The 15,000-nt window shown below is 54.1% G+C and carries 16 protein-coding genes; 5 read left to right on the top strand and 11 right to left on the bottom strand.

The window, feature by feature from the left end; genetic code table 11:
- Positions 1–105: 105 nt before the first annotated feature.
- Positions 106–2,250, bottom strand: a complete 2,145-nt coding sequence (dinG, locus tag LW136_RS08530) for an ATP-dependent DNA helicase DinG (RefSeq protein WP_023444823.1) — start codon at positions 2,248–2,250, stop codon at positions 106–108.
- Positions 2,251–2,337: 87 nt separating this feature from the next.
- Between dinG and LW136_RS08525 the strand changes: the two genes are divergently transcribed.
- On the top strand, positions 2,338–2,802 hold the full coding sequence (locus tag LW136_RS08525; RefSeq protein ID WP_234174974.1) for a CopD family protein: 465 nt from the start codon (positions 2,338–2,340) through the stop codon (positions 2,800–2,802).
- Positions 2,803–2,862: 60 nt separating this feature from the next.
- Here LW136_RS08525 and LW136_RS22760 read toward each other — a convergent pair whose 3' ends face one another.
- Complete coding sequence (locus LW136_RS22760; RefSeq protein WP_472739251.1) at positions 2,863–3,501, bottom strand: OmpA family protein; 639 nt, start codon at positions 3,499–3,501, stop codon at positions 2,863–2,865.
- A 132-nt stretch (positions 3,502–3,633) separates the two neighbouring features.
- Between LW136_RS22760 and LW136_RS08515 the strand changes: the two genes are divergently transcribed.
- The 3 genes from LW136_RS08515 (at position 3,634) to LW136_RS08505 (ending at position 5,249) form a co-directional block, all read left to right on the top strand.
- Positions 3,634–4,131 carry a DUF6231 family protein gene (locus tag LW136_RS08515; protein WP_234174973.1) on the top strand — a complete coding sequence of 166 codons (498 nt, stop codon included), beginning with the start codon at positions 3,634–3,636 and terminating at the stop codon, positions 4,129–4,131.
- 1 nt (position 4,132) lies between these two features.
- Complete coding sequence (locus LW136_RS08510; protein ID WP_234174972.1) at positions 4,133–4,624, top strand: YchJ family protein; 492 nt, start codon at positions 4,133–4,135, stop codon at positions 4,622–4,624.
- A 133-nt stretch (positions 4,625–4,757) separates the two neighbouring features.
- On the top strand, positions 4,758–5,249 hold the full coding sequence (locus LW136_RS08505; RefSeq protein WP_234174971.1) for a hypothetical protein: 492 nt from the start codon (positions 4,758–4,760) through the stop codon (positions 5,247–5,249).
- 363 nt (positions 5,250–5,612) lie between these two features.
- Here LW136_RS08505 and LW136_RS08500 read toward each other — a convergent pair whose 3' ends face one another.
- The 6 genes from LW136_RS08500 to LW136_RS08475 all read right to left on the bottom strand — a co-directional run bounded on the left by LW136_RS08500 (position 5,613) and on the right by LW136_RS08475 (position 9,789).
- The gene (locus tag LW136_RS08500; protein WP_200650016.1) at positions 5,613–6,227 is read right to left on the bottom strand and encodes a recombinase family protein; all 615 of its coding nucleotides are present in this window, start codon (positions 6,225–6,227) and stop codon (positions 5,613–5,615) included.
- A 141-nt stretch (positions 6,228–6,368) separates the two neighbouring features.
- Positions 6,369–6,623 carry a hypothetical protein gene (locus LW136_RS08495; RefSeq protein WP_234174970.1) on the bottom strand — a complete coding sequence of 85 codons (255 nt, stop codon included), beginning with the start codon at positions 6,621–6,623 and terminating at the stop codon, positions 6,369–6,371.
- 229 nt (positions 6,624–6,852) lie between these two features.
- Positions 6,853–8,580, bottom strand: coding sequence for a tape measure protein (locus LW136_RS08490; protein ID WP_234174969.1), 1,728 nt, complete (start codon positions 8,578–8,580; stop codon positions 6,853–6,855).
- Between the two features lie 6 nt (positions 8,581–8,586).
- Positions 8,587–8,979 (bottom strand): hypothetical protein, encoded by a 393-nt coding sequence (locus tag LW136_RS08485; protein ID WP_234174968.1) that lies wholly within the window; start codon positions 8,977–8,979, stop codon positions 8,587–8,589.
- A gap of 47 nt (positions 8,980–9,026) precedes the next feature.
- Positions 9,027–9,314, bottom strand: coding sequence for a hypothetical protein (locus tag LW136_RS08480; RefSeq protein ID WP_234174967.1), 288 nt, complete (start codon positions 9,312–9,314; stop codon positions 9,027–9,029).
- Position 9,315: 1 nt separating this feature from the next.
- On the bottom strand, positions 9,316–9,789 hold the full coding sequence (locus tag LW136_RS08475; RefSeq protein ID WP_234174966.1) for a hypothetical protein: 474 nt from the start codon (positions 9,787–9,789) through the stop codon (positions 9,316–9,318).
- A 375-nt stretch (positions 9,790–10,164) separates the two neighbouring features.
- Here LW136_RS08475 and LW136_RS08470 point away from each other — a divergent pair.
- Positions 10,165–11,711 (top strand): IS3 family transposase gene (locus LW136_RS08470; RefSeq protein WP_086937305.1). Its coding sequence is split into 2 segments (ribosomal slippage): positions 10,165–10,651 and positions 10,651–11,711, totalling 1,548 coding nucleotides; the frame shifts between segments, so codons are not numbered across the junction.
- On the opposite strand, the gene LW136_RS08465 is transcribed toward LW136_RS08470, so the two are convergent.
- The 3 genes from LW136_RS08465 to LW136_RS08455 all read right to left on the bottom strand — a co-directional run bounded on the left by LW136_RS08465 (position 11,697) and on the right by LW136_RS08455 (position 13,996).
- Positions 11,697–12,464, bottom strand: a complete 768-nt coding sequence (locus LW136_RS08465; RefSeq protein WP_234174965.1) for a hypothetical protein — start codon at positions 12,462–12,464, stop codon at positions 11,697–11,699. The two genes, LW136_RS08470 and LW136_RS08465, sit on opposite strands and share 15 nt — an antisense overlap.
- A 511-nt stretch (positions 12,465–12,975) precedes the next feature.
- A complete protein-coding gene (locus LW136_RS08460; protein ID WP_234174964.1) occupies positions 12,976–13,197 on the bottom strand; it encodes a hypothetical protein in 222 nt (73 codons plus the stop codon).
- 490 nt (positions 13,198–13,687) lie between these two features.
- Complete coding sequence (locus LW136_RS08455; protein WP_234174963.1) at positions 13,688–13,996, bottom strand: hypothetical protein; 309 nt, start codon at positions 13,994–13,996, stop codon at positions 13,688–13,690.
- Between the last annotated feature and the right edge of the window lie 1,004 nt (positions 13,997–15,000).

Below are 15,000 nucleotides of genomic sequence, written 5' to 3'. Positions count from 1 at the left end.
TCACCTCTCGCAATCAATTCTCGGGATTCTTGCAGCCGCCATTACGCAACAAAACCGCCAGACGAAGCGCTGATGGGGTGATATCGCGACCGGTTATCTCGCCTATCAACCAATCTCGCGACGGAACGGCGGCAGCGCATTGAGGATCGCCTTGCCATAGCGCTGCGTCACCACCCGCCGGTCGAGCAGCGTGATGGTTCCACGGTCCGCCTCGGTACGCAGCAGCCGCCCACAGGCCTGCACCAGCCGCAGAGAGGCATCTGGAACGGCGATCTCCATGAAGGGGTTGCCGCCGCGCGCCTCGATCCACTCTGCCAACGCGGCCTCGACCGGGTCATCGGGGACCGCAAACGGAATCTTCGCAATCACCACATGCTCGCAGTATGCCCCCGGCAGATCGACACCTTCGGCAAAGCTGGCAAGCCCGAACAGCACGCTGGACTCGCCATCGTCCACCCGCGCCTTGTGCTTGTTCAGGGTTTCCTGCTTGGACAGGTTGCCCTGGATCAGCACCCGCCGACGCCATTCACGCTCCAGGCCGTCGAACACGTCCTGCATCTGCTTGCGTGACGAGAACAGTACAAGCGTTCCCCGTGCACCTTCGACCAATCCCGGCAGTTCGCGGACGATGGCTGCCGTGTGTGCTGCAGCATCGCGCGGATCGGCCTTCAGATCGGGGACGCGCAGCACCCCGGCATCGGCATGATGAAAAGGACTCGGCACCACGGCGGTGACCGCAGCCTTGGGCAAACCGGCCCGCATGCGGTAGCGGTCGAAACTGTTCAGCGCCGTGAGCGTCGCCGATGTCACCAGCGCACCAAAGGCGACATTCCAGAGATTGCGCCGCAATGTTTCCGCTGCAAGGATCGGGCTGGCATTGACCTCGATATCGAACAGCGCCCCGCCTTCCGCCAGGGTCAGCCAGCGCGCCATTGGCGGGCTATCCTCCGGGTCTTCGACGGTGAATGCGGTCCACAACTCCCAATTGTTCTGCGAGCGCGTCAGCAGACTGCCGAACAGCGGGTACCACTCCTCGGCCTGATGGCTGGCGATTCCGCCACCTGCTTCGCCGTCCATGGCCTCCTTGAGCAGTTCAGCGATCCGACTGAACAGATCGGTCAGCTTGGAAAAACCCTTCTTCAGCTCGGTGCCCAGCTCGATCAGATGCTCCGGCACCACGCCACCGACGAAGCGGTGCCGCGGCCGCTCACGGCCCTCCATGTCCTCACCGGCCTTGAAATCGGCCAATTGCTCACAGGCGCTGAACATGAACTGCTGCTGGGTGCGCAGATCACGAGCCAGTTCTGGGATGCCCTCCACCAGCCGACCGAGCTCGCCCGGCAGCGGATGTTGGGCAAGCAGCTTGGTCAGGTTCTTTTCCACCTGCCCGAGCCAGTCAGCCGTGGAGCGCAACCGGGTGAAATGGGCGAAGTGACCGATGGCCTTGTCCGGCAGGTGATGCCCTTCGTCGAAGACGTAGATGGTGTCACGTGGATCGGGCAACACCGCACCGCCGCCAAGGGCCAGGTCAGCCAGAACCATGTCGTGGTTGGTGACGATCACGTCGACCTTGGTCATGCCCTCGCGCGCCTTGTAGAACGCGCACTGCTGAAAGTTGGGGCAATGCCGGCCGGTGCATTGGCTGTGATCCGTGGTGAGCTGCGACCAGTCCGCATCGCCCAGCTCCTCCGGCCAGCTGTCGCGGTCGCCATCCCAGCGATTACCCGCCAACTTCTCGATCATGCCGGTGAAGAGCTTCTGGCTGCGCTCGTCGACCTCGATGCGGAAGCCTTCTTCCTCGAACAACTGGGCGGTCGCGCTCTGCGCCTGGCCCTCCTGCAGCAACAGATCCAGCTTTGACAGGCACAGGTAGCGCCCGCGGCCCTTGGCCAATGCGAAGCTGAAATTCAGTCCGCTGTTGCGCATCAGGTCCGGCAGATCCTTGTGCACGATCTGCTCCTGCAGGGCGACCGTTGCCGTGGCGATTACCAGCCGCTTGCCAGCCGCCTTGGCGGTGGGGATCGCCGCCAGACTGTAGGCGACGGTCTTGCCTGTACCGGTGCCCGCCTCGACCGCGACGACCGCGGGCTCGCTCTCGCGACGCCCTTCATCATCGGTCTTGATAGTGCCGAGCACCTTGGCGACCTCGGCGATCATCAGGCGCTGGCCATAGCGGGCCTTGAGCCCCTTGGCTTCGAGAAAACGGCTGTAGGCGCCCTGGATCTGGGACTTGAGTTCGGTGCTGAGCATGGGCGCGGAGCTGTATATATTTTCAGTACTTCAATGGGGCGGCTATGATAGCGCGCGTTCGCCCTGCCGCCACCGGAGATTTGCCCCATGACGTCATTTGCTCTGCTTTACACCCTGCATGTACTCGCCGCGACGGTCTGGGTGGGCGGAATGTTTTTCGCCTGGATGGTGCTGCGCCCGGCGGCGGTGGCGGTGCTGCAGGCACCGGAGCGGTTGACCTTATGGGCAGATGTGTTCCGACGTTTTTTCATCTGGGTCTGGGTGGCGGTGCTGGTATTGCCGCTAAGCGGCATCGGCATGTGGCACATGCGTTTCGGCCCGCTGGAAAGCGCACCGCGCTACGTTCACATCATGGCCGGTCTGTATCTGGTGATGCTGGCGCTGTTTCTGCGTATTCAGTTACTGCAGTTGCCGGTCCTCAAGCGCGCGGTCGAGGCCGAGCGGTGGCCGGACGCTGGTGCGGTGCTCGGGCAGATTCGCCGACTGGTGGGTATCAACCTCCTGCTCGGCCTGCTGGTGATCGCGCTAGCCAGCGCACGGCCGTCGTTCTGACAGCCGTAAATAAAAAAGCCGGGCACTGTGGGCCCGGCTGGATCTGTTACCGCATTCGACTCAAGGGCGTGCTTCGACCTCAGCCTCTACGCGACGGTTGATAGCGCGGCCCTCTTCGGTTGCGTTATCGGCGACCGGGCGCGATTCGCCGTAGCCAACTGCATTCACCCGATCACCCTCGACGCCATACTGGTCGACCAGCACCTGACGAACCGCATTGGCGCGGCGCTCGGAAAGGCGCTGATTGTAGGCATCGGTACCGACGGAGTCGGTGTGGCCTTCGAGCACGGTCGTGGTCTGGCCATATTCCTTCATGAAATCAGCCAGATTCTGGATGTCGCCATAGCTATCCTGCTTGACCACATCACGATCGAAGTCGAACTTGACGTCCAGTTCGACGCGCACCGGCTCTGCCGCTGGCTCCGGTTCCGGCTCGGACTGAGGCATCGGCTCGACCGTCTCGACGACGGCGACAGTTTCCTCTTCCATGCCGTTGGCCCAACAATAGGCTGCCGCGACACCACCACCGATCAGAGCACCCCAACCGGCATAGGAGCTGCTCTCGATGGCCCCCAGCGCGGCACCGCTCACGCCACCCACGGCCGCACATGTCGGCCAATCCTGTTTCTGCACGCCTGCACAACCAGCCAGGAACGTGGTCATGACAATAACGGGTACTGCTGTCCGTAATGTACTCATCGATCAAAACCTCCAGTGTGGACATTCAGCCAGAATCGCCACGTACGGGAATCCGGGCGGCTCCGGTTATTTTCAGACTAGGCCGACAAACGGCACCGCGCTAGTCTTCACCTTTGAAACGAGGATTCTCGATTGAGTGAAAACCCTGTAGTGCACACGCCACAACAAGCGCTTGCGGCGATGCTCGAGCACTATGCCCCAAGCCGTCTATTGCAAGTGGGGCGCAGTGATCAACCTGCTCTGGCTGCCTACGCCGAATGTCATCCGGAGTTTCAGCTAGACCGCGCCGATGCCGCGCCGCTATCAGAACAACTGGCCTCTCAGCGCTACGATTTGGCCCTGTTCGTCGACTGTCTGGAGCACATGCCCAAGCGTAACGGCCTGGAGCTGCTCGGCAGCGTTCGCAATCTGAATGCCAGCCGTATGGCGGTACTCGTGGATCTCGACGCATCCGAATGGCAGACCACAGACTTCTATGCATTAGCCCTGCAAGTCAGCGAGCGCTTCCAGCGCGACGGACAGACCTTGACGCTCTTCACCTACGACCTGCTCCAATACAAGCAGGTTCCGGACTGGCTGAATGCCAGGTTCTGGGCCAACCCGGAAAACTTCGGAAAGTACTGGTGGTGACATGAGCGAACAGCGCCCCCTCGCGCCTAACTGCCCTTGCGGCAGCGGCAATACGCTTGACCAGTGCTGTGGCCGTTATCACGCGGGCACACCGGCACCCAGCGCCGAACTGCTGATGCGCTCGCGCTATAGCGCCTACGTGCTGGGTCTGGTCGACTATCTGCAGGCCACCACGCTGCCGGTGCAACAGACGGCGCTGGACATGGACGGCATGCGCCGCTGGAGCCTGGACAGCACCTGGTTGGGGCTGGAAGTGAACGAGAGTGCAGTGCTCGGCGGCAAGCCTGAACATGCACGGGTGACCTTCACCGCCCGCTGGCACGACCAGGCGGGCGAGCATGTCCACCAGGAACGCTCGGCCTTCGTTCAATGCGACGGAAAATGGTATTTCATCGATCCGACGGTGCCACTCAAGGCCGGACGCAACGATCCCTGCCCATGCGGCAGCGGTTCGAAATTCAAGAAGTGTTGCTACTTTGCACTCAATCCCTGAACACCTTTTTTACCACCCCCTCCCCTGCCCGTTCTTTTCTACGGCTGGTCTGCACCTAGGCGGCGATGATGCGTAGAGAAAATATCGTGTGATACCTTTGCGCTATCACCACGAATACGAAAAGGAAGTCCGTATGCGCGTCAAACCTCTCCTGCTGATGATGGGTCTTGCAATGGCCACCACGGCAAACGCCAATTGGCTTACAAAGATCGACGACGATATTTTCTCTGATCAGAAGGTTGGACTGCTTATCGGGGAAATTGGCCCCAGCCATGCGCTGGCTTTTGATTGCAGCGAAGGCAAGCTATCTGCCGCACTGCTCGAAGAAGGCGAAGCGCCTGCACAATCGTCCCTACTCAAGGCGGAACTGCTGATTAAGGTTGACCAGAACCCGCCAATAAAGATGAGGGCGGTTTACGCGAATCGTAATGCCAAATTCAACCAAGTCATCAGCTATGACCGAGATTTGACGTTAAAGGTGTTGAAGCAGATTCAAGCTGCACAGTCGAAGATTCTCGTGGGCACTTCGTTTCCTGAAATCGACAGCAAATGGTCGGCTTCCGCATCTGTAGCAGGCTCCACCAGAGAAACGACTCGCTTCATGGAAGCTTGCAAGCTCAACTAACCCCCGTCAGAAAGCCCCCATACTTTGCACAGGTGTGGGGGGATTCTCCTTAGCAAATATCACATCCCCTGTCTCCTCTCCTATATGCAGAACGTTTGCTGAAATTCCCCGCTCGGGTGTGACCCGGCTTAACTCGCGCCCGCTGATCACTTTTTGACCAGTTACACGAATTTAAAATATTGGGCGTAGGGCTACAGTGAGCGCTGTTGCGCGTTTGAGCCAAGACATAACACGCAAAGGAAACGAAGAGAACGCACGTTCTAGCGTGCTCAGCGACGCTCTAAGGGGCATTCCTGAAGGGATTTGAGGGATAGCAGAAAGCCCCGCCATGTAGCAGGGCTGAGAGGGGGAAACAGAAGGTGTTCAGCAGGCCGAAGCAGCTTTGACCCTGTAGACTGTAGCGACACCAACACCAGCAAGCTTTGCCACTTGATCCATTGTCAGGCTGGGATTTCCTAGAAGCTTGCGAATCTCTGCCCACTTCTGTTCGTTGCGTGCCTTACCACCTACCTTCTCGCCACGTGCCTTCTTGTTCTCCAAACCCTGCCGGATACGTTCAACACGCTTCTCTTGGTCAAGGCGGGCCATCGTAGCCATCAGGTCAATCAGCATTGAATTGATAACCTGCATGATCTGGCCAGTGATCCCCTTGTCATCGACGAGCTGGTGACTTGTAGGAAGGTCAGCCACCACCAGCTTCAGACCCTTGCTCTCAATGACGTGCTTAAGATTCTTCCAGTCGTCTTGTGACAGACGAGAGAGGCGATCTACCGATTCCACCAGAAGGCAATCCCCCGGCTTGGCAGCGTCGAGCAACGCATTCAGTTGTGGACGATCCAGCTTAGTGCCACTGATGTTCTCAGCGTATGTGCCTATGACAGTCAGCCCGTGTTTACTGGCGAACTGCTGAAGGGAGGCCAAAGCTCGCCCGGCGTCCTGATCCTTGGTCGATGCTCTCAGATACAGATGAGTGTTCATGTGGCCTCCTATCGTTTGTCTTTGCTTTCGATAGGTGAAGGATAATCTACCATTTAGCTATGCGCAATAGGATGAGTGATAGGCGGTCTATCATTCGTGTGCACCTTCCATTTGAGTAGACCTAAACGATAGGTCGATTCCCTAGCGTCCCGCCTTCAATTCCAGCATCTGCACACGGCGATCAATCTTGTTCAGACGTTCCGTCACTCGTGCGTCCAGGGCGTTGTGTCGTCCTTCGTTGTAACTGAGGTGGTTGGTCACTCTGTCCTCGATCTGGGATACACGGCTATTGGTGGCCTGTAGGTCAGCAGCAGATGGCAAAGACCAGATCACCAGCAAGACGGCAGACATCACGAAGAGGGTGAGAATTTGAAGGCTATTAGTTAAATTAATCAATTATCTCTCCTTTATTAGGGATATATATTCTTGAATTGAAAATGTTTAGCAGAACATCGCGTTTAAGCGATGAAATAGGCTTAACACAATATTGAATGTTATTAAGTAACATCAGGGCTGCAGCGGAGCTATGAGGTATAGCCGGGGAAGGCAGAGAATGTTTATCCCTGCCTTTTAAATACAACTTTGAATGTTTACTGGGGTTTATAGCACGTATGTGGCGTGCTACTTATTTAGAGCCGAATGCAATGTCCGTTTCTGTCAGCAACCCTTGTAGAGAATTATCAAACTGCTGCCGAATGTGTGGTTCAAGCTCTTGAGCAAGCTGCTCGGCATCTGTCGCTTGTGTGTTAACGACGATCCCGCCGGCGCTGATAGTCATGCTTGCCTGCATGCTGATGTTGTTCGTTGTGCTCATCTGCTCAAGTAGAGCTTCAGGGCTTGCGTAACCTTCAGCGGCGAGCTGCCATTCTTTCTTTGATACAGGGATAGGGAGGATGGGACCAGTGGCAGGCTTGGACTGTTTGAGACGTTCGACGCTGGGCACTGATAGCAAACCCCGTCCCTGTGCGCTGCTGTACACGCTGGTATCCATCTGCTCAGGGGATGCTTTGCCGTGCATAGCGGGAGCCACTGTAAGCCTCTCAGACACGATGTTGATTAGCTTGGCTGCTGTGGATGTTGAGCTTGCTGCGAGCGAATAGAAGCTGTCACGCAATGGCATAGTGGCCTTGTGAAGTTCTCCGAGAGCTGTAGTGAACTCCTTAGCTGCTGGAACAACACCATCTTCTTCGAGCGTCCTGCGCATCTGTTCTTGCAGCACTTGGTTGGCGTATTGGTTCTCCATCCCTTGCGCTGTGTTGGCATATTGCTGGACGTTGGGCATCCCAGACTTAGCGGCTTCCCTGAAAGCTTGTTCAAGCATCTGAGTGGTGATCTTCTTATCTGTTAGCGCCTTGTCGAAGCTTTCGAAGCTGCTGTTGCCTGTCTCCTTGGCGTATACGTCCATCAGATAACGCCTGAAACTCGGCAGGGCATCGGCCAGCTGAAGCTGTAGCTCTTCCCGACTGACGAAACCCTTCCCGTAGATTTGACCGATTGCATAGCCGGCTCGACTCATCTGCTGACTATCAGCACCAGTGGACTTGGCAAACAGAGACATATTTTTGTAGAGGTCAAAACTTTTCTCTGATGACAGGCCGATGGCTTGTAGCGTCTTCATCATCTGGCTATAGCTATCGACCAGGGACATTGCATCGCTACCAGTCATATTAGCGAGGCTGAAAAACTCTTCGTTCTGTCTGTCGATGTCCTTTCGATCTTTATAGCCTGAAGCCACATCGAGCTTTACGCGCTGCGCCTCTACATCCGTTTGAGACTGCTTAAGCTGAGATACCTTGGAATAGGCCATATAACCACCTGCTGTCACACCAGCTACAGCAAGACCAACGGGACCACCCATCATAGGGAGACTTGCTCCGATACCACCTCCGAAGCCTGCTGCACCGGCATATTGCCCAAGACTTTGTGTATTAGGCATATGGGGGAGGCGTGGAGCGTATGTTGGATAGTGAAGCGAGGCTCCCCCGGAGCTACCTTGTATAGTACGAAGATTCAAACGCGCTGCGGATGATGCACGAGTGAAAAGATTTTGAATCTGCCGCGTGATGCGAGCTTCATCAAGCTTCACACTGCCAATACGCAATTCTGTAAGGCGACCAATCCTATTCAGATCAGTTTGAATGGAACGTTGAGCGTTCAGGGTGTTGTCAATCTGAACTTTCTTGATCTTCAATGTTGGGAGAACAAGAGTTTTACTAAAGTCCTTCTGAAGAGCTGCTGTTGTCTTCCTTACCTTGCCTTCGAGGAGTTTTAGGTATCTATCTACTCTTCGTAAATCTTGGAGCCGTGTTTGTATGCCGATCTGGGCATAGAACGATGAAACTGGACGAGCCATAATATCTTATCCTTTGTTTGTGTTGTTCCAGAATCCGCCCTGAAGAGGGGGGATGCTTGGATAGCCCGGAAGATCGGGCAGAAGGGAAATGTAGTCTTGTAGGAAGTGTGTGCCGTATGTGCTCAGGAAATTATCAAACTGCCATTTATCATTGATAGGCGGGATAGAGCAGATACAGACGGTGCCTGATCGAGTGTTCCTGAATAAGTCGTTCTCATTGAATGGAAGGGAGCCAGCATCAACAGCAACTATGACGCTTTGTTTGCCTGTCCTGTCATTCAATTGCCATTGACTGCCCTTGATGCTTGAGATGCTTTTCAGATACTCGCTAACCGTTGTCTTCACTTCGTGAGGAGAGCTGAAAGGCAGAGGGGAGATTGTTAAAACGCTGTAGATCATTGTTTCTTTCCTTTGAAAAGAAGGGGGCATTGCGCCCCCTGTCCTTGTTAGTCGTTAGGCTGAAGGCCCATTGCTTCCAACCTTTCCCGAATGATGCGATTGGTTGTGTTGTTGGGATGACTTGGAGAGCGGGCGTTAGCCTCGTGGATGAGGTTGCAATAATATTGGATTTCCTCTTCCGTCAAATTGCTCTTCAGAGCAGGCTCTTCTTTCTTGGGAGCTATAGGAGCTTTAGCAGCTACAGGAGCCGGAGCAGGAGCGGACAAAGAAGCTTTTTTCTTTTCTTCTGCTGCTCGTTTCATAGCGCGTTCAAATGCTTTGATGTTCAGAGGCATATTATTTGCCCTCCTTAATGGAAGCGAAGTAGTCAGCGGCTTCCTTCTTGGCAGCCTCCCGAGCCTTGTGCTCTTTCTCTTCAGCTGCCTTTCGCTCTTTAGCCACTTGAGCCTGATACAACTGCTCTGCAAGGATGGACTCTTGCTCAGCGTTGAAAGCTTCAATCTCAGCTTTGTATTTTTCTTCTACTTCAAGCTTGATGGCTTCAATCTCTTGTTCTTGCATAGCTGCTGGCTTTGTAAAATAAGCCGCATAGATATTAGGGCCAGAACGGCAAGGAAGCTTGGTGTTGAATGTGTAACCTTGAGAAATAAGATCAATAACTTTTTCTGTGTATCGAATCAGGATTGGCTCATCTACCTGCTGGCAGGCTGCGTGAGAACCTTTGTAGCGTTCGATTGCTTTAGCCTGACGTTCTGCCAATACTTCAGGAGAGAAGACCATCGGCTGTTGGACGTGTTGTTTAGTTGTCATATTGTGTTTCCTCTTTTATGGTTTATATAAATTGCAGGCAATGGATACCTGCGGCATTGACTCGGAATGAATCAAATTCGTTGATGTTTTAAGGGTTGTTTGTTGCTTGTTCTGCCCCAGTGTGGGGGAGGGTTTGTAGCAGATCGTTTAAAACAGAAGCGTTTTTCCGTAGTAAATAGCTATTTAGAACGGGCTAAATTCCTCTTCCTCTACTTGTTTGGTGCACACTTCAAACTGTCGGCCTATGAAGGCATAGCGAGTGCCATTCAAGTGCACGATACAATTATCTGGGTCTTCAACATCCCGCCGCGTCAGGATAGTTGTCGTGTGAGTTGATTCGATGAGTCTTGGTCGGTGGGCGGAAGTGAGAGCCGTGTGGCGCGTTATTCGATAGAGCATCGGGAGTGGGTGGTGCGGCAGATGATGCCGCCCTTGAACCGGACGGTGCCGGAGCTGGTGGAAGCGACAGGCATTACTGATGCCACCCTGTATGCTTGGCGCAAACAGGCCAGAGCAGCGGGAGCAGTGGTGCCGGGAGATGGACAGCAGGCCGACCAGTGGTCGAGCCAGGACAAGTTTCGGGTGGTGCTGGAAAGCGCCAGCCTCAATGCGGCTGAGCTGGCGGAGTACTGCCGGCGCAAAGGCCTGTATGTCGAGCAGATCAACGCCTGGCGCGAAGCCTGCGAGCAGGCCAACAGCCTGGCTCAGCCGATCAAGACCCGGCGCGAACGCGAAGAGGAAAAGGCCGCGAAGAAGCGCATCAAGCAGCTGGAGCGTGAACTGCGGCGCAAGGATGCGGCGCTGGCAGAAACCGCGGCTCTGCTGGTGTTGCGAAAAAAAGCCGAGGCGCTCTGGGGGAAGGACGAGGACGAATGATCAGCGCCCCGGATCGCCGTGAAACGCTGCAGTTGATCGAGGACGCCGTGGCGGCGGGAGCGCGGCGGGCGCAGGCCTGCGCCGAACTGGGCCTGTCGCTGCGCAGCCTGCAGCGCTGGCAGCACTGCCCGGAGGATCGGCGTCCTTCGGCACAGCGAGCTGAGCCGGCCAACAAGCTGACCCCGCAAGAGCGCCGCCGCGTGCTGGAGGTCGCCAACCAGCCCGAGTTTGCCAGCCTGCCGCCGCAGCAGATCGTGGCGCGGCTGGCCGATCAGGGCACCTGGCTGGCCTCGGAGTCGACCTTTTACCGGTTGCTGAAGGACGCCGAACAGCAGCATCCGCGCGGCCGTAGCCGCCCACCGGTGAAACGAGCGCTGACGACCCATGTGGCCGACGGCCCGAACCAGCTGTGGTGCTGGGACATCACCTGGCTGCCGACCACGGTCAAGGGCCGTTACTTCTACTGGTACATGATCAAGGACGTCTACAGCCGGAAGCTGGTGGCCAACGAGGTGCATGAAAGTGAAAGCGCCGAGCAGGCCGCCCAGCTGCTACGCCAGGCCTGCCTACGTGAACAGCGGGCAGGCCAGCCGCTGGTACTGCACTCGGACAACGGCAGCGCGATGAAGGGCTCGACCATGCTGGCGGCCATGCAGAACCTGGGTGTGATGCCCTCGTTCAGCCGCCCGCGGGTGAGCAATGACAACGCCTATGCCGAGGCCTTGTTCCGCACGGCGAAGTACTGCCCGCTGTGGCCGGAGCGGCCCTTCGACACGCTGGAGCAGGCCAGGAACTGGGTGAACAGCTTCGTGGCCTGGTACAACCATGAACATCGCCACAGCGCCCTGAAGTTCGTGACCCCGGCGCAGCGACATACTGGCCAGGCGGAAGAGTTGCTGCGCAAGCGTATCGAGCTGTACGAGGCGGCGCGTGCACGGCACCCGGAGCGCTGGAGCGGCAACATCAGGAACTGGGTGCTGGCACCAATCGTGTGCCTGAACCCGGAGCGGGAAGCGGTACTGCAGCAAACATCAAAGGCAGCGTGACACGCTCACGCGACAACTACCTTGAAAATCGCCGACATAGAAGCCGCGAGTCTCCAGCCAATCCCACATACGATCATTAATACTGCCGTTCCGCTCGTAGCAGATATCAGGCAACGTGCTCAGGTCGATTCCTGATGCGGATAATTGCTTAGCCGCTGGCACAGATACAGATACAGGCTGTTCTATCGTTTCCAGCTCGCTGTAGCTAAGGGCATCAGCATAGGAGCCATCGTCTTCAGGCTCGGGCATAAAGTCGTCGTATGCGTCCATTGGCACAGCCTCAGAGGCCCATTCAGCACCAGCAGGCACGAAGTCATCTATTGTCGGGGCTGCAAGCTCCTGGGGGGCTTGTGTGGGCTGCTCCTTGGCCTGTACAGGGGCTTTCTCCTTGTCCTTGGTGTTCACAAAGGATATGTCGCAGAAGCGTTTAAACACCCACTTCTCCCGTGCACCACCCAAAGGCTTTTTGTCCGCGATCAGAACGCCGTTGTCCCTAAAGAACTGAATGGCACCCAATACGGTTTTACGATTGATCTTCAGGCTGTCGGCAATGTCATCCACATTGTCAAAGTATTCGCGTCCGTCCTTAGCAAAGAACTCACAGCGTTGTTTCATCCAGCAATAAACAATCTTCTGTTGAAGAGTGATGTTGACTATCTCTCCACCCTTGGCGATGAAGCCAGTGGCATCAAGCACATCATAGGGAAGCTTCAGGAACTGTTCAGTGGTGTTGTGTTGGTTGTTCGCTTGCATTGTTATTCACCTCGTGTTTGGGTTTAAGATTTAGTGCTTTGTAAAGATTTCCGATCATAATGTTTAGCGTGTGGTTCGTTGAGTTGAACCCGTAATGTTCCATAATCTGTATGAGTTCGCGACTCGCTCTCTCGGACAGGTGAGTTCTCATTTTTTACCTCATTTCAATGTGAGTCCGTAAACGGACACGGGGATTTGATTTGACTGATCTACGATCTTGCACACAACAAAAATGGTAGGGAGCCGAAGGCTCTTGCACAAACAATTAGTAAACCAAATACAAACCAAGCTTTTGCTTGTGCTCTTGCTAATACGGTGCACAGAGAATGCGTAGCGTTCGAATGCACTGTATCTAATGTCTGATTGGCGTTCGGTCGAAGACCAGCTAATCGGACATTGAGTAAACATTAAGATTAAAGAAGGACTCTAATATTTCTATCTTTCTTTTCTATCTGTATTCTCTATCTATCTACAGTCCGTTTATGGACTCGGTGCGGGTCCGTTTAAGGACTCACCCGTGTCCGCTGGAGGACTCGGGAATATCTCCACCTCCGCCGAGTGCATTCACTCGGGCAAGCTCTTGTTTCAGTTCCAGATGGGTCAGGTGCTGCCTAATCAACTTGTGTGCCAGAGCCTGTAAACTGATATCGACGCCAAGGTCTTTGGCTTTTTCAAACCACTCAGTCGGGATGATTACTTTGATTCGTGTGTCACGTTCTTTGTCAAACATCATTGGTTAAGCTCCTTATGTAGAATTGTGTTTAGGTATTCAGATGGTGATTGGTTGTGTTGCTTTGCTTCTACTTCCAGTCGTGCTAACAGCTCAACCTGTAGCAAGAAGCTTTCTTTCTGATAGCACTGAGTGCCCAGATACATTGTTTGTCGCAATTGTCGTTTCTCCTTTCTATAGGCAATAAAATCCCGTCAAACGATGTTTGATATGAATTAGGGTGTTGGGATGGTGTTGCCGGGATCGTTGATTTACAGCATTAAAAACAGTAGTAAATGCTGTGTTTCAGTCTGCGTTTACTCGTTCTTCTGCAAGCATATTCTGTAAATCTTGCACAAGAAGGTTTAGAGCTTCTTTGGACTTGATTTTAATAAGCAGGTCTTTGAAGTCTTGTGTTGCTTTCTGTCGAAGCCTGAATCTTTGTAGGGTGCATCGGTTGCTGCAAAGGAACTGGTCTGATCGGCCTGTAAGCTCGGTATTGCACATTACGCATTTAGGCATTAAATACTCCTTCTTCTTGTTCTGTAGCAGCTTCAATCACTGCTGTGGTGGCTCGGATAAAATCAGCCAGGGCAGCGTCAAGCTTAGCCAGCGGATGATCTGGATTGATGTGTGTTCCGTTTTCCATATGGTTATGGATAACTTGTCTAAACTCTTCGTTAGTCAGCCAGCCATAATCACGGCGGTGGACGTATGACATTTCGTTTTGACACTTGGAAGAGCAGACGCGCTTGTCCGCTCGTTTTGTTTTCATCTTCGCATTGCACCAGATGCAGTGCCTTGTAATCTCAATTGCGGGCATAGGTATAGCTCCTTAAAAACTTAGGATATTTAAAGATTTTTGAATCTTGGGTAAAAAAGAGGCATACAACCCAAGGAAAAGAGAGCTGTATGCCTATAAGATGTGTAGCGCAGCAAGAAGAAGAAATGCACCACACGTAGAAGAACTGCCAGACAGGGAAAACCCTGCTCTTACTCTGACAGAGAAGCCGGGAGCTTCTTTTAATTCCTCACCAGATCATATGTCAGAACCCAGTGAGGAGAGGAACACAAACTGTAGACACGACAAAACCCACAAGAGTGGGGTATGTTTTCCGGGATATACTACTTAGACGCTTAGAAAATAGGAGAAGTCACATAAAGAGGGGGAAAAAGTTTAATATTTATTTTCTCCCTTCCTTCACTATAATTATACACCCTAAATGCGGTTTTTGTCTATAGTTAAAACAACTATTTTATAATTATTTCATATTCGGTAGTGCAGGAGGCACAGAACATCACGGTTACAGCTTAGATATTCTTATGTATTTTATCTTGTATTCTTAGTAGATGCAGTATATGTGCAGATGGGTTTAGGAAGGAACTTCGGAAAAAGAAAGCCCTACCAACTTCAAACGCCATTCCCCTTAGTCGGGTAGTGCCTGCTACGGCACAGCGCATTAGAAGTCAGTAAGCTCTTTTTCCTAAAGTCCGACCAAAGCCCGCCCGTATACGCAATTAAGCGTTGTGCAGATTGGGATGAGGTTAGTGGGGCGGTGTGTATCCGCCTCCTACGATCTACAACGGGTGGTGTAGTCGCCTTCGGGTTATGGACAATCAGCCGCCATAACTTGCTCTCGTGCATTTCACACAGGTGCTGATACCTGACAGGGCGTTGAGAGAACGCATCGGCTTTACCCACACTCACGATAGCCGATTAATACGAGAAACCGTCGCTGTCTGGCGCAGGAAGCTTTCGCCACCACGCTTTACCCACCAGTTTCAAGGAAGGCGGGGATTGTTTCACAATAGTTCGATTTTGTCAAT

The organism is Stutzerimonas kunmingensis (assembly GCF_021432085.1).
GTDB lineage: Bacteria > Pseudomonadota > Gammaproteobacteria > Pseudomonadales > Pseudomonadaceae > Stutzerimonas.
The sequence above is the reverse complement of the archived record's forward strand: the minus strand, read 5'-3'. Positions and strand labels throughout refer to the sequence as shown.

Bases quoted from the DNA above. Each gene is read 5' to 3' on its own strand.
- LW136_RS08505 (WP_234174971.1), top strand. From the start codon at position 4,758: ATGCGCGTCAAACCTCTCCTGCTGATGATGGGTCTTGCAATGGCCACC.
- LW136_RS08510 (WP_234174972.1), top strand. From the start codon at position 4,133: ATGAGCGAACAGCGCCCCCTCGCGCCTAACTGCCCTTGCGGCAGCGGC.
- LW136_RS08460 (WP_234174964.1), bottom strand. From the start codon at position 13,197: ATGATGTTTGACAAAGAACGTGACACACGAATCAAAGTAATCATCCCG.
- LW136_RS08500 (WP_200650016.1), bottom strand. From the start codon at position 6,227: ATGAACACTCATCTGTATCTGAGAGCATCGACCAAGGATCAGGACGCC.
- LW136_RS22760 (WP_472739251.1), bottom strand. From the start codon at position 3,501: ATGAGTACATTACGGACAGCAGTACCCGTTATTGTCATGACCACGTTC.
- LW136_RS08475 (WP_234174966.1), bottom strand. From the start codon at position 9,789: ATGACAACTAAACAACACGTCCAACAGCCGATGGTCTTCTCTCCTGAA.
- LW136_RS08465 (WP_234174965.1), bottom strand. From the start codon at position 12,464: ATGCAAGCGAACAACCAACACAACACCACTGAACAGTTCCTGAAGCTT.
- dinG (WP_023444823.1), bottom strand. From the start codon at position 2,250: ATGCTCAGCACCGAACTCAAGTCCCAGATCCAGGGCGCCTACAGCCGT.
- LW136_RS08525 (WP_234174974.1), top strand. From the start codon at position 2,338: ATGACGTCATTTGCTCTGCTTTACACCCTGCATGTACTCGCCGCGACG.
- LW136_RS08480 (WP_234174967.1), bottom strand. From the start codon at position 9,314: ATGCCTCTGAACATCAAAGCATTTGAACGCGCTATGAAACGAGCAGCA.
- LW136_RS08490 (WP_234174969.1), bottom strand. From the start codon at position 8,580: ATGGCTCGTCCAGTTTCATCGTTCTATGCCCAGATCGGCATACAAACA.
- LW136_RS08485 (WP_234174968.1), bottom strand. From the start codon at position 8,979: ATGATCTACAGCGTTTTAACAATCTCCCCTCTGCCTTTCAGCTCTCCT.
- LW136_RS08455 (WP_234174963.1), bottom strand. From the start codon at position 13,996: ATGCCCGCAATTGAGATTACAAGGCACTGCATCTGGTGCAATGCGAAG.